Here is a 13,071-nt window from a genome sequence, read left to right as displayed (position 1 = left end):
CGGAGCGCCTTTGCTCGTTCATGGCCGTTGTATGGCACGGATGTTAAGCGTTCGTCATCCTCTTGTGGGACTGCCGGAGCGTGCGTCAACCTTTCGGCAGCGGCAGCCGGCAGAACATGGGTGTCATTGTCATGGGCATGCCTATATCTCCTTGCTCATTGCCCATTGCCCGGACGTCCGCTCTTCATGTCACCGACGAGAAGGACCCCCCACATGTCCGCCATGCGTCACACCCGCCGGAAGATCGCCGGCCTCAGCGCGACCGCCGTCGCCGCCCTCGCGCTGGGCGCGGCCGCCGCGTTACCCGCTTCCGCCGCCGACAACGGGCCCCAGGGCGTCATCGAGAACGCCGGCGCCCCGGGCGTGGTGGCCGAGAGCTACATCGTGACCCTGAAGGACTCGGCCGCCCGGTCCACCGCCGACAGCGGCAAGGCCGTCGCCCGCCGCTACGGCGCGACGATCGGCCGTACGTACAGCGCCGCCCTCAACGGCTACTCCGTCAAGGTCTCCGAGGCGCAGGCCAAGAAGCTCGCCGCCGACCCGGCGGTCAAGTCCGTCGTACAGAACCGGACGTTCACCGTCGACGACGCCCAGGGCGCCCAGCCCAGCCCGCCGTCCTGGGGCCTGGACCGCATCGACCAGCACCCGCTTCCGCTCGACAACAGCTACACCTACCCGGACCAGGCCGGCGAGGGCGTCACCGCGTACATCATCGACACCGGTGTCCGCATCAGCCACACCGAGTTCGGCGGGCGCGCCTCCTACGGCTACGACGCCATCGACAACGACAACACCGCCCAGGACGGCCACGGCCACGGCACGCACGTCGCCGGCACGGTCGCCGGCAACTCGTACGGCGTGGCCAAGAAGGCCAAGATCGTCGGTGTCCGCGTCCTCGACAACAACGGCTCCGGCACGACGGAACAGGTCGTCGCCGGCATCGACTGGGTCACCCAGCACGCCGTCAAGCCGGCCGTGGCGAACATGTCGCTCGGCGGCGGCGCCGACCCCGCGCTCGACACCGCCGTCCGCAACTCCATAGCCGCCGGCATCACGTACGCCGTCGCCGCGGGCAACGAGTCCACGGACGCGAGCACCAAGTCCCCGGCGCGCGTCGCCGAGGCCATCACGGTCGGCGCGACCACCAACACCGACGCCAAGGCGAGCTACTCCAACTACGGCTCCATCCTGGACATCTTCGCCCCCGGCTCCTCCGTCACCTCCTCGTGGGGCACCGGCGACACCGCCACCAACACCATCTCGGGCACCTCGATGGCCACGCCGCACGTCGTGGGCGCAGCCGCGCTGTACCTCTCGCAGAACCCGGCGAGCACCCCGGCGCAGGTCTCCGCGGCCCTGGTGGCGGCGGCCACCCCGAACGTGGTGACCGGTCCCGGCTCCGGTTCCCCCAACCGCCTGCTGTACGTGGGCGGCACCACCACCCCGCCGAACCCGGGCAAGCGCTTCGAGAACACCGCCGACTACGCGGTCAACGACAACGCGACCGTCGAGTCGCCGGTCACCGTCAGCGGGGTCACGGGCAACGCCCCGGCGGCGCTGAGCGTCTCGGTCGACATCAAGCACACGTACATCGGTGACCTGAAGGTCGACCTCGTCGCCCCCGACGGCTCGGTCTACAACCTGCACAACCGCAGCGGCGGCAGCGCGGACAACATCGTCAAGACGTACACCGTGAACGCCTCTTCGGAGGCCGCAAACGGGGTGTGGAAGCTCCGCGTGAACGACAACGCCAACGTCGACACCGGCAAGATCGACTCCTGGGCGCTCCAGTTCTGAGGCGCTTCTGACGGACTTCTGACGCACCTCCCACGCACGGAAACAGCGGGGGCGACCGTTACGGCGGTCGCCCCCGCTGCGTACTATTTCGCGCATTCGTTCGCGCACCACCCGTGATGGAGCCCCTCGTCCCGTGAGCACCCCGCCGCCGCCCCACAGCCCCCCTCCGCCCGCGCGGCAGGCGTACGGCGAGCGGGGCAAGGCGCTCGCGATCACGGGCCTGGTGGTGTCGCTCGCGATGACGGCGGCCCTGATCCTCGTCACGGACCGGGTGGGGGAGCGGCTCTTCGACCGGCTGGACACGCTGGAGCAGTACCAGGACGTCGAGGGCGAGTTGACCGCCATGGACGACATGCGCGCGGGCGACTGCTTCAACGTCCCCGGCGGGGACCTGCTCGCCGAGCGCCCGTTCATCTACAAGACCGCGTGCACCGAGCCGCACGAAGGGGAGGTCACCTCCTCGACCCGGCTCGCGGGCGGCCCCTTCCCCGGCGACCCCGAGCTGAGGCGGACCTCCGTGGACGCCTGCTGGAAGGCGCAGGACGCGTACGCGATGGACTCGTGGGCGCTGCCCTCGTACGCGGAGATGTTCTACTTCGTGCCCTCGCACGAGTCGTGGGGCGGTGGCGACCGGCGGCGGCTCTGCGTCATCGGCACGGCGGAGCAGGAGCACCGCGGCAGCCTGCGCAAGGACGCCACGATGCTGACGCCGGAGCAGGTGGCCTTCCTGCGCGTGATGAACGAGACCGACCTGGTGCTGGGCGGCGAGCCGGAGGAGGAGATCGACGAGGCGCTGCCGCGGTACCGGGAGTGGGCCGGCGCGGTGGACCGGGCGCTGGGCGTGGAGGCGGGGCTGCTGGACGGGGTACGGGAGCGGCCGGAGCTGGCCGGCCCGGCAGGGGCGCAGCTCAAGGAGGTCGAGGCGGCGCGCGCGGGGTGGCGGCGGGCGGCGCGGGCGACGAAGCCGGCGGAGTTCCAGGCCGCGTGGGACGAGGCCTCGGCCGCACCGTCCGTGGACACGGAGAAGGCGCTGCGCGGGGCGTACGGGCTGGCGACGACGGTGCCGGAGTGGCTGGCGGGGCAGTCGGACGGCTCGGACGGCGACCTTGAGGACTCGGACGAAGGCTCGGCGGGGGGCTCGGCGGGCGATTCGGACGGGGCGTCGGCGTCCGCGGTCCGAGGAACGTCGAGGATAGCGTGATGTAACGCGCGGTAACCGGTTTCAGTGACCTGCCTTCATCACTTCGGGTGAAACTCTGGCCCTTGCTTGCGGTGTACAACCGTCGGTTGCCAGGCTGTAGCTGTCTGTCAAGCTGATGGGAGTGGCCAGTGACTTTCGGTGAGCAGCCGGCCTATCTGCGCGTCGCCGGGGATCTGCGACGGAAGATCGTCGATGGGTCCCTGCCCCCGCACGCCCGGCTCCCCTCGCAGGCCCGGATCCGCGAGGAGTACGGGGTCTCCGACACCGTGGCGCTGGAGGCGCGCAAGGTCCTCATGGCGGAGGGGCTGGTCGAGGGCCGTTCCGGGTCGGGTACGTACGTACGGGAGCAGCCCGTGCCGAGACGGGTCGTCCGATCGGGATACCGCACGGGCGGGGTGTCGACGCCGTTCCGGCAGGAGCAGGCCGAGGCGGGCGCGCGCGGCACGTGGGAGTCCAGCAGCGAGCAGACGGGCGCGCCGGCGGAGATCGCCAAGCGGCTCGGCATCGAGCCGGGCGAGCGGGTGATGCGGACGCGGTACGTCTTCCGCGACGCGGGCGAGGCGATGATGCTGTCGACCTCCTGGGAGCCGCTCGCGGTCACCGGCCGGACCCCGGTGATGCTGCCGGAGGAGGGGCCGCTCGGGGGTTCGGGGGTCGTCGACCGGATGGCCGCCATCGAGGTGGTCGTGGACAACGTGGTGGAGGAGGTCGGGGCACGGCCGGGCCTGGCGGAGGAGAACATGCTGCTGGGCGGGGTCCCGGGTCATGTGGTCCTGGTGATCGGCCGTACGTACTTCGCGTCCGGGCTGGCGGTCGAGACCGCCGACGTGGTGGTCCCGGCGGACCGCTACCGCCTCTCGTACCACCTGCCGGTCCGTTAGGGGGTGTCCGGCGGCCGTGGGCGGGGTTCCCCGGGTGGTGTGACTCCGGGGGCCGCCGTCGCGTGACGGGGCGTCATGGACCCGGCGAATTTCGGCGCGATGGTGATCGCCCCCGCCGCGCCGGTCCTCGCCTTCTCCGTGCGTGCGCCCTCTGCGCCGAGGGCCGCGCCCGGATCCGCGCCGTCCTCGCGGCCGGACTCGCCCTCGCCCCGTGCCTGTTGACCGCGCCATTCGCCGCGCGGTGCGCCGGGTTTGAACCGGCGTGCACGGCCCGCTCGTACGCATGGCCGGATGCGTACGCCTGTGAGGTACCTCTTCGTAAAAAACCGTATCCGCTCCGTAAAGGTCGGGCGTAAGCTCGGGCATATGCGCAATGCGGTTTCCCGGGCAGGTACATCGGCGGAGGGTGAAACGCGATGAACGACAGCGGTGCCCTGCTCCCATGGCTGGTCATACGTCAGGACGACAACGGCAACCGCTACCGGGTGGGCCGCTATCCCACCCGGTCCGAGGCCCAGAAGGTCGTCGACAGCCTGGAAGACAAGGGCCACAAGCAGCTGTACTGGGTCGAGCGGATCGGTCAGACCGCCACGACGAACTGAGCGTCCGTACGTTGACATAGGCTCCGCCCCATGACGGTACGAGTGGTCGTGGGCGGAGCCCTTTGTCATGAGGGCCGCCTGCTGGCCGCCCGCCGCAGCGCACCCCCCGAGGTGGCCGGACGGTGGGAGCTGCCCGGCGGCAAGACCGAGCCCGGCGAGTCCGTGCCCGAGGCGCTCGTACGCGAACTGCGCGAGGAGCTCGGCGTCGAGGCCGAGGCGCTGGAGCGGATCCCGGGGGAGTGGCCGGTCAGGGCCGGGCTCGTGCTGCACGTGTGGACCGCGCGGCTGCTGTCCGGCGAGCCCGCGCCGCTGGAGGACCACGACGAGCTGCGCTGGCTCGGGCCGCAGGAGCTGGACTCCGTGGACTGGCTCGACCAGGACCGGCCGGCCGTCGCGGAGGTCGGCCGCCGGCTGCGGGCCGAGCGGGACGAGCGGGGCGAGCGGGCCGGGCGCGGTGAGCGCGATGGGCGCGCCGCGGGCCACGAACGGCACACCGGGTCGCACGGGGGCGCGTGACGCGCGTGCGCTGGGCCGTCTGCGCCACAGTGCGCCGGTGCGTGAGGGATCGGGTGGTACGACGCCTCGAATATCGGGTATGTCGCTATTAGTCCCTATCGTGTACTGCCCCTCGTGGCTCTGTCCCTGCGGAATCGGACTGGGGCCGTTGCCGGCCCGGGAAGTGATCGGCGTGATCGACACAGACGGTGAATGCGCCGAGTGGGCCTTCCCCGCAGAGCCCGGCGCCGTCCGCACCGCCCGCCACGCCGTACGCGGCACGCTGAGCTCCTGGGGCCTCGACTCCGTCGGTGATGTCACCGTCCTGCTGGTCAGCGAGTTGGTCACCAATTCACTGCGGTACGCCTCCGGCCCCATCGGGGTCCGGCTGGTGCGGCAGAATTCGGCCAGTGGGAGTCCCACGGGGGGCGCCGCGCTGTTGGTGGAGGTATCCGATCCGCTTCCGGATCCGCCCCGCGAGCGGGTCGCGACGCCGGACGACGAGGGCGGCAGGGGGCTTCATCTGGTCTCCGTCTCTGCGCAGCGCTGGGGAACCCGGCACGGGAAATCGGGTAAGACCGTGTGGTTCGAGTTGGCACTTCCTGGTGAGTAACAAGGTGACGGATGGCCGACGATCACAGGGATGGCTCGAAATAGTCGGGACCTTTTTGTGATCGTGAACGCCGTGCCGTGCGGGGCCGTGGTGCTGAATACTTCGGTCATGGCCGGTCCGGTTGCGGTGAGCTGGAGGGGACGGTCGCGTGAGCGAGATACCTGCGCAGGCACATCAGGCCCGTGTACCCGGGGAGACATGGCACGACTCCCTGTGGCACAGCAGCCCGCCTGGCTCGATATATGACTACATAAAGGTCGCGTCTTTTTCCATCGGACCCGACGGGCTCATCGACCAGTGGAGCCTGCGCGCCGAGGAGCTGTTCGGGCTGACCGCCGCGCAGGCCGTGGGCCGGGACCCGGTGGATGCCTTCATGCCGCCGGAGCTGCGCGCCGGCGGCCACCGCACAATGGCCGAGATCCTCGACGGCAAGGAATGGACCGGCCTCGTCCCCTTCCGCATTCCCGGCGGGGACGGCGCGCACGGCGTGGCCGAGATCTACGTGATGCCCACCCAGACCGAGACCGCCGAGCGGGCCGCGCTGTGCGTCGTCGTCGACGTACGCGCGCTGCGCCGCATCGAATCCGATCTTGCCGCTTCGCAGGCCATATTCGGCCAATCTCCTTTCGGCTTCCTGCTCTTCGGCACGGACCTCACCGTGCAGCGCGCCAACCGCCGTTTCGCGACCGTTTTCGGCGGTGCGGTCGAGGAACACCGCGGCCGCACCGTCCACGACTACCTCCCGCCCCAGGAGGCCGACCGGATGACCGAGGCCCTGCGGCGGGTCCTGGAGACCGGCGACTCCGTCACCGACCTCCGGATCACCGGCGCCGCCCCCGGCAGCCGGGACCACCGCCACTGGTCCATCAACCTCTACCGCGTCCACGGCGGCACCGGCCGCCCCATCGGCGTCGCGGGCCTGGGCACCGACGTCACCCGCCGCCACCTCGCCGCCCGCGAGGCCGCCGGGGTCCGGCGCAATCTCGCCCTGCTCAACGAGGCCGGGCACCGCATCGGGAACTCCCTCGACCTGGAGACCACCGCCCGCGAACTGCTGGACGTGACCGTCCCGGGCTTCTGCGACCTCGCCGCCGTCGACCTCTACCAGGGGCTGCTGCTCGGCGACGACGACCGGCCGGCCCGGCCGCACGGCCCCGGCGTACCCCCGCTGCCGCACGGGCGGGGTCCCGAACGGGCGCCCTCCCCGCCGCTGCGGCGGGTCGCCTTCGCCTCGGCCGTCTCGGACGGTCCGCTGACGGATCCGGGCACACCCGTCTCCGTGGGGGAGGTCCACCGCTATCCGGCGGCCTCGCCGGGGGCGCTGGCCCTGCGGACCGCGCGGCCCCGGCTGATCGAGGGCGGCGGCACGGACGACCTCGTCCAGTCGACGCTCGTCGTCCCGATGGTCGCCCACGACACCGTGGTCGGGCTCGCCCAGTTCTCCCGTACGAAGGGCAGCGAGCCCTTCGGGGAACGGGACCGGGCGGTGGCCGTGGAGCTCGCCGCCCGCGCCGCCGTCTGCATCGACAACGCCCGCCTGTACCGGCGCGAGCACGAGCGGGCACTCATCCTCCAGCGCAGCCTGCTGCCGCCCGGCGACCCCGAGGCGGCCGGCCTCGACATCGCCTGCCGGTACCTGCCCGGCAACGCGGCCACCGAGGTCGGCGGGGACTGGTTCGACGTCATCGAGCTGCCCGGGCACCGCACCGCGCTGGTCGTCGGCGACGTCATGGGCCGCGGGCTGCGGGCCGCCGTCGCGATGGGCGAACTGCGCACCGCCGTACGGACCCTGGCGCTGCTCGACCTGGAGCCGGCGGAGGTGCTGACCGCGCTGGACGAGATCGCCCGCGGGCTCGGCGCGCCCGGCGGCGCCCAGCAGGCCTCCCGGGCGGCCCTGCACTCGCGGGACGCGGACCGCTCGGAGGTGTACCTCGCGACCTGCGTCTACGCCGTCTACGACCCGGTGACCCGGCGCTGCACCATCGCCAACGCCGGCCACATGCCGCCGGTGCTGGTGGAACCGGCGGAACCGGGCGCCCCGCCGCGGCCCGCCCTGCTGCTGGAGGTGCCGCCCGGGATGCCGCTCGGGGTGGGCGGGGAGCCGTTCGAGGAGGTGGAGGTCGACCTTCCCGAAGGTGCCCTGCTGGCCCTCTACACGGACGGGCTGGTCGAATCGCGCGACCATCCGCTGGAAGAAGGGCTGCGCGGGCTGCGGGACGCGCTCGCCGACCCGGTGCGGCCGCTGGAGGACGTCTGCGACCACGTGCTGAACACGCTGGACACGCGGCACGGCGAGGACGACATCGCGCTGCTGATGGCACGGGTGCAGGGGCTGCCGATGGACGCCGTCGGGGACTGGCAGCTGCCGCGCGAGGCCCGCTCGGTGGGCCGGGCGCGTGAGCTGGCGCGGGCGAAGCTGCCCTCGTGGGGCCTGGAGGGGCTGCTGGACACCACCGAACTGCTGGTCAGCGAGCTGGTGACGAACGCCCTCCGGTACGGCGAGGGCGAGATCCGGCTGCGGTTGCTGCTCGACCGCACCCTGGTCTGCGAGGTCTGGGACGGCAACCTGGTGCAGCCGCGCCGCCGCCGCGCCCGGGACACCGACGAGGGCGGGCGGGGCCTCCAGCTGGTCGGCATGCTGTCGGCGGGCTGGGGCACGCGGCGGACCCACCGTGGCAAGACGGTGTGGTTCGAGCTGCCGCTGCCCGGCGGCGGGTCGCAGCCGGTGACGGAACTCTCAGCGGAGCAGCTGCTGAGCATGTACGGCTGACCGCGGGCGGGCGGGCGGGTGGGCCGCCGGGCGGGTCCGCTGCGCGGGGGGAAGGCCCCCGCGCAGCGGGAGCGTCAGGCGGCCCGGGACTTCAGCGCCGCCAGGCGGGCCTCGATCTCCGAGGACGTGTCGAGGTCGTCCAGGGCCTCGAACTGGGCGTCCAGGGAGGAGGCCGCCAGTTCCTGCCGGCCCAAGGCCCTGGCCTCCTCCCGGCGGACCTTGTCCTCGAAGCGGGAGATGTCGCTCGTCGGGTCCATGACGTCGATGTTCTTCACCGCGTCCATCATCGTGTTCTGCGCCTGCGCGGTCTTCGCCCGGGCCACCAGCTCGTCGCGCTTCGCCGTCAGCTCCGTCAGCTTGTTCTTCATCGAGTCCAGCCCGGACTTGAGCTTGTCCACGATCTCCGTCTGGGCGGCGATCGTCGGCTCCGCCGTCTTCGCCTCCTTCTCCGACTGGAGCTGGCGGCCCAGGGCGACCTTCGCGAGGTTGTCGAACTTGTCTGCGCTGCCGGCGTCTCCCGCCGCCCCTGCCGCCCCTGCCGACCCCGCCGCCCCCGACGCCCGCAGCTCGTCCGCCTTCCGGCTCGCCGCGAGCGCCTTGCCGCCCCATTCCGCGGCCGCCTCCACGTCCTCCTTGTGGTCCGCCTCCAGCATCCGCAGATTGCCGATCGTGGTGGCGACCGCCTGCTCCGCCTCCGCGATGTTGTTCGTGTAGTCGCGGATCAGCTGGTCCAGCATCTTCTGCGGGTCCTCCGCCTGGTCCAGCAGCGCGTTGATGTTGGCCTTCGCGAGCTGGGTGACGCGACCGAGGACGGTCTGCTTGCTCATCGGTGCCCTTTCATGGAGTGGGAAGATCGGGGAGATCGGGTCAGAAACGGCCGCCGCCGCCCATGCGGCCGCGGGTGCCCCCGCCGCCGAACGAGCCCGGGCCCGGCCCCCCGCCGCCGAAGCCGCCGCCCCCGAAGCCCCCGCCGCCCCCGAATCCGCCGCCCCGGCCCCGGCCGCCGCCCAGGATCTCGCCCAGGATGATCCCGCCGAGGACCGCGCCGCCCATGCCCCCGCGCTGCTGCCGCTGCCCGCCGTACGGGTTCTCGTACGCCCGTACGTCCTGCTCCGCCAACTCCTGCGCCTGCCGCGCCAGCCCGTCCGCCCGCTGCGCCTCCGCCAGCGCGCCCGCCGGGTCCGAGCCCGCCAGGGCCGCCGACCGCTCCATGTGCCGCTGCGCCTCCGCCAGCCGGGTACGGGCCTGACTGCCGACCGCGCCCCGGCTGGTGGTGACGTAGTCCGTCGCCGCGCCGATCGCGCTGCGCGCCGAGAGCACCGCCTGGTCCAGCAGCGCGGCCGCCCGCTGCCGTCCCGTCTCCCGCTCCCGGGCCCCGGCCAGCGCCTCGTCGAGGACGGCATCGGCCTCCTCCACCCGGCGCAGGGCGTCGATCGGGTCGTACCGGCCGGCCGCCTGCTCCCGCCGTACGTCGGCCAGGACCGCCTCCGCCCGGCCGATCCGGCCGCGCAGGTCCGCCGTCGAGGCCCCCTCCGCGGTGCCGCTCAGCAGGCCGCGCGCATCGGCGAGGTCGGTGTCGGTCTCCGTGAGCGCCCCGGGCAGCTTCCCGGCCGCCTCCGCCAGTTCCTGCGCCCGCCGCTCCACCGCGTCGACCAGCTTCGCCGCCTGGTCCACCGCGCCCTCGGCGGCCCGTACGTGCACGGCCGCCTTCCCGTTGTCGCCGCCGTCGATCGCCGCCCGCGCCTCGCCGAGGCTGGTCGTCGCGAACAGCAGCCGGTCCCCGGCCTGTTCGGCGTTGGAGGCCACCGGAGCGGCCGCCGAGTCCGCGTAGCGCCCGGCCAGCGCGGTCAGCGTCGCCCCGGCCGTCGTCGTACGGCCCGTCAGCGCGCGGAAGTGCGCCTCCACCGTGGCGAGCGCCTGCGGGGCGTTCTTCTCCAGGTCCCGCAGCCGGTCGAAGTCCGCCGACTCGGCGTCGAGCCGCCGGCTCGCCTCGGTGCAGCGGGCCACGATCTCGTCCAGCATCCGCCGCCGCGTCGGATCGTCCTCGGGGTGAGCGTCGTCGAGCTGCTGGCGCAGCCGGAACGCGGCCGTCAGCTCGCTCTGCGCGAAGGCCACGGCCTCGGTGAACGTGCCCACCGCCGCGTCGCCGAACTGCGCGGACGCGAAGCCGAGCTCCTCGTTGCTCGTACGGATCGCGTCGTCGGTCTCCACCAGCAGGGTCTTGGCCTTGGCGTCCAGTTCGGGCAGCGGGAGCGCGGTCGTGGTCGCGGGCTGCTCGCCCCAGCCCGTCGTACCGGAGCCGCCGCCCCGGCCGCCCTTGCGCTTGCGGCGGCTGTACGCGTACGCCCCGAGGGCGCCCGCCGCGCCGACGACCACCACCGGGAGCACGTAGTCCCCGGCCCCGCCGTCCTCCTCCGCGCCGCCGCCGGGGTCCGCCACGCCGGGGGTGATGGCCGGCACCGGTACGGGCTTCCCGTCGAGCACGGCCCCGTACCCGTCGGCGGCGCCGATCGCGGCGCCCGCCCAGTCGTTCTGCTTCAGCGCGGGCTCGATGGCCGTGCGGGCGACGTCCGCGAGCTGCGCCGCGGTGAAACCTGAGTCGACATCGGCCGAATAGGCGTACTGGCGGGCCCCGGTCGCCACCGCCAGCAGCACGTCGTCCTGGCCGAGGCCGTTCTTCTGCGCGGTGGCGTCCGCCCAGCTCTGCGCGGAACGCCCGGAGAAATCGTCCACGTACGTCACGAAGAGCTGGATCCGGTGGCCGGCGTACAGCCTCTCCAGCGCGGCGGTGACGGCGGCCGTCCGGTCGCCGAGGGCGCCCACGCGGTCGGTGATCTGCCCCTGCCCGGACAGCGTGACGGGATCCTCGGCCCGGGCGGCCGGAGCCCCGGCCACCCCCAGGCCGCCGAGCCCCAGCAGCGCGGCGGCCAGGACGAGCCCGGCCCGTACGGATATCCCGGCGGTGGTGCGTCGCTTCGACCTGCTCTTGGGCGGCATCACATTTGGGAGGGTATGGGCCGTTCTGCCCACCCGCACCCCGGAGCGACACGACCTACGGGAGGGCGTACGCCGACAGCTCCGGGCGGGAGAGGACGAGCCGGTCGCCGACCAGCAGGGTGTCCCCGTCGGCGAGCCCCGGCTGCTCCCACCGGCGGCGCGGCTTGCCCGTCGCCGGATCCAGTACGGCGACGAACGGCCCCGACTCCCGGCCCAGCCGCCCGCGCCGGCCACCGCGGGCGGCCTTCACGTACAGCCCGCCCGGCCGCAGGCCCAGCAGTTCGAGCGCGCACCCGGTGCCCTCGCGCCGCACCACGGTCCGCTGCCAGAGCGGCGCCCCCGTGCGCGCGTCGAGCGCGAACACCCGGTCCCCCCGGACGGGGTGGTGCGCCGCCGCGTACACCGTGCCGCTCTCGACCAGCAGCCGCTCCGCCGGGGTCCCCAGCGCGAACCGCCACACTTCCCGGCCGGTGCCGCGGTCCACGGCGCGCAGGCTCGCGCCCTCCACCAGGTGCACCGGCTGCTGGTCGGACGTCCGCTCGGACGACTCCGAGTTCCGCAGCTGCGTCCACAGCCGCCGCCCGCTCCGCAGGTCCAGCGCCTGGAGCCACCGGCCGTCCGCCAGGACGAGGCAGTCGCCCACCGCCGCCAGGGAGCGGGTGCCGTCCGGCAGCGACCGCTGCCACTCCACCTCGCCCGTCGTCGCCCGCAGCGCCGTCAGCTCGCCCTGCGCCTCGTGCACCAGCACCGGCCCGGCGCCGCGCAGCGCCGGGCCGGCCTTCGGCAGGTCCCGCCACCACCGCACCCGCCCGTCGCGCGGCTCCCGCGCCACGATCCGTACGCCCGGCCCGTCGTCCCGGCGTACGTCGACGTACACCGTGGCGGGGTCGGCCACGCAGGACACCAGCACCCGCCCGGCCCCCGGCAGCGGCGGCGCGGCCGCGCCCTCGTCGGCGTGGGCCGACCAGCGGGTCGCGCCCACGCCGGCCCGTACGCAGCCCACCTCGCTCCCCGACCGCCACACCACGTGCGCCCCGGCGGCATACAGGGCGTCCGGCCGCGCACCCGTGTGCCAGGCGCGGGTCCCGGGAGCCGCGGGCGGGGGCGACGGCGGCGCCCCGGGCCCCGTGTCCGGACCGCCCAGGGCCGTCGTGCCGGGCGGCGGGGGGCTTCCCACGCCGGCGGACGCCTCCGCCAGCCAGGGCATCCCGTCCGTCGCCAGGCACTCCCGCGCGGTACGGGCCAGCGCGCGGGCCCGTAGCGCCGGGTCCGGCAGGGCGCGGGCCGCGTCCGCGCCCTGCCGGGCCGCCGCCGGGTCGAGCGGCCGCAGGGCTGCCTGCCGGACGCCGGCCCGGGCCTCGGCCACAGAGGACAGGGCGTGGTCGGCCTTCTGGTCGGCGGCCTCTTCCGGGTGGTGGCTCAGCAGGGCGGCCGCCTGGGCGCGCAGCCGCTCGGCCTGTACGGGCCGACCCTGCTCGGCGTGGTGCGCCGCCTCCTCGCGCAGCCAGGCCGCCCGCTCCTCCAGGAACCGCGGAAGCTCCTCGTCGGCCTGCTCCAGCGCCCGTGCCCCGCCCGCCGCGTCCCCGGCCTCGGCGCGGTCGCGCGCCACCTGACACAGCGCCAGCAGCCGGGCCCCGGCGGAGCCGATCCGCTCGCTCAGGCGCAGGGCGGTCTCCAGGTCCCGCGGGGCGACGGCCAGCACCGTGTCGTACGTG

General features: G+C 73.9%; 10 protein-coding genes. 7 read left to right on the top strand and 3 right to left on the bottom strand.

The window, feature by feature from the left end; genetic code table 11:
- Positions 1-213: 213 nt before the first annotated feature.
- From ACIQU4_RS03180 to ACIQU4_RS03150, 7 genes are all read left to right on the top strand, one after another.
- Positions 214-1,797: a S8 family peptidase gene (locus tag ACIQU4_RS03180; RefSeq protein WP_403725073.1), complete on the top strand. Its 1,584-nt coding sequence runs from the start codon at positions 214-216 to the stop codon at positions 1,795-1,797.
- 133 nt (positions 1,798-1,930) lie between these two features.
- Positions 1,931-2,998: a septum formation family protein gene (locus ACIQU4_RS03175; protein WP_403725070.1), complete on the top strand. Its 1,068-nt coding sequence runs from the start codon at positions 1,931-1,933 to the stop codon at positions 2,996-2,998.
- A 128-nt stretch (positions 2,999-3,126) separates the two neighbouring features.
- Positions 3,127-3,879: a GntR family transcriptional regulator gene (locus ACIQU4_RS03170; RefSeq protein ID WP_403725068.1), complete on the top strand. Its 753-nt coding sequence runs from the start codon at positions 3,127-3,129 to the stop codon at positions 3,877-3,879.
- A 416-nt stretch (positions 3,880-4,295) separates the two neighbouring features.
- Entirely contained in the window at positions 4,296-4,481 is a 186-nt protein-coding gene (locus ACIQU4_RS03165) for an SPOR domain-containing protein (RefSeq protein ID WP_385590548.1), read from the top strand.
- Between the two features lie 30 nt (positions 4,482-4,511).
- Positions 4,512-4,997: a (deoxy)nucleoside triphosphate pyrophosphohydrolase gene (locus ACIQU4_RS03160; RefSeq protein ID WP_403725065.1), complete on the top strand. Its 486-nt coding sequence runs from the start codon at positions 4,512-4,514 to the stop codon at positions 4,995-4,997.
- 163 nt (positions 4,998-5,160) lie between these two features.
- On the top strand, positions 5,161-5,589 hold the full coding sequence (locus tag ACIQU4_RS03155; protein WP_403725967.1) for an ATP-binding protein: 429 nt from the start codon (positions 5,161-5,163) through the stop codon (positions 5,587-5,589).
- A gap of 157 nt (positions 5,590-5,746) precedes the next feature.
- On the top strand, positions 5,747-8,359 hold the full coding sequence (locus ACIQU4_RS03150) for a SpoIIE family protein phosphatase (RefSeq protein ID WP_403725964.1): 2,613 nt from the start codon (positions 5,747-5,749) through the stop codon (positions 8,357-8,359).
- A 74-nt stretch (positions 8,360-8,433) separates the two neighbouring features.
- Here the strand turns inward: ACIQU4_RS03150 and ACIQU4_RS03145 are convergent, their stop codons facing one another.
- Genes ACIQU4_RS03145 through ACIQU4_RS03135 form a run of 3 tightly spaced genes read right to left on the bottom strand, consistent with a single transcriptional unit; the run spans position 8,434 to position 13,058 of the window.
- The gene (locus ACIQU4_RS03145) at positions 8,434-9,186 is read right to left on the bottom strand and encodes a PspA/IM30 family protein (protein WP_403725062.1); all 753 of its coding nucleotides are present in this window, start codon (positions 9,184-9,186) and stop codon (positions 8,434-8,436) included.
- Between the two features lie 40 nt (positions 9,187-9,226).
- Complete coding sequence (locus ACIQU4_RS03140) at positions 9,227-11,356, bottom strand: TPM domain-containing protein (protein WP_403725059.1); 2,130 nt, start codon at positions 11,354-11,356, stop codon at positions 9,227-9,229.
- A 55-nt stretch (positions 11,357-11,411) separates the two neighbouring features.
- Positions 11,412-13,058, bottom strand: a complete 1,647-nt coding sequence (locus ACIQU4_RS03135; protein WP_403725057.1) for a PQQ-binding-like beta-propeller repeat protein — start codon at positions 13,056-13,058, stop codon at positions 11,412-11,414.
- Between the last annotated feature and the right edge of the window lie 13 nt (positions 13,059-13,071).

It is taken from the genome of Streptomyces sp. NPDC090741 (assembly GCF_044769045.1).
Lineage (GTDB): Bacteria > Actinomycetota > Actinomycetes > Streptomycetales > Streptomycetaceae > Streptomyces.
Note: the sequence above shows the minus strand (reverse complement) of the source record. Positions and strands in the feature narration are given on the sequence as shown.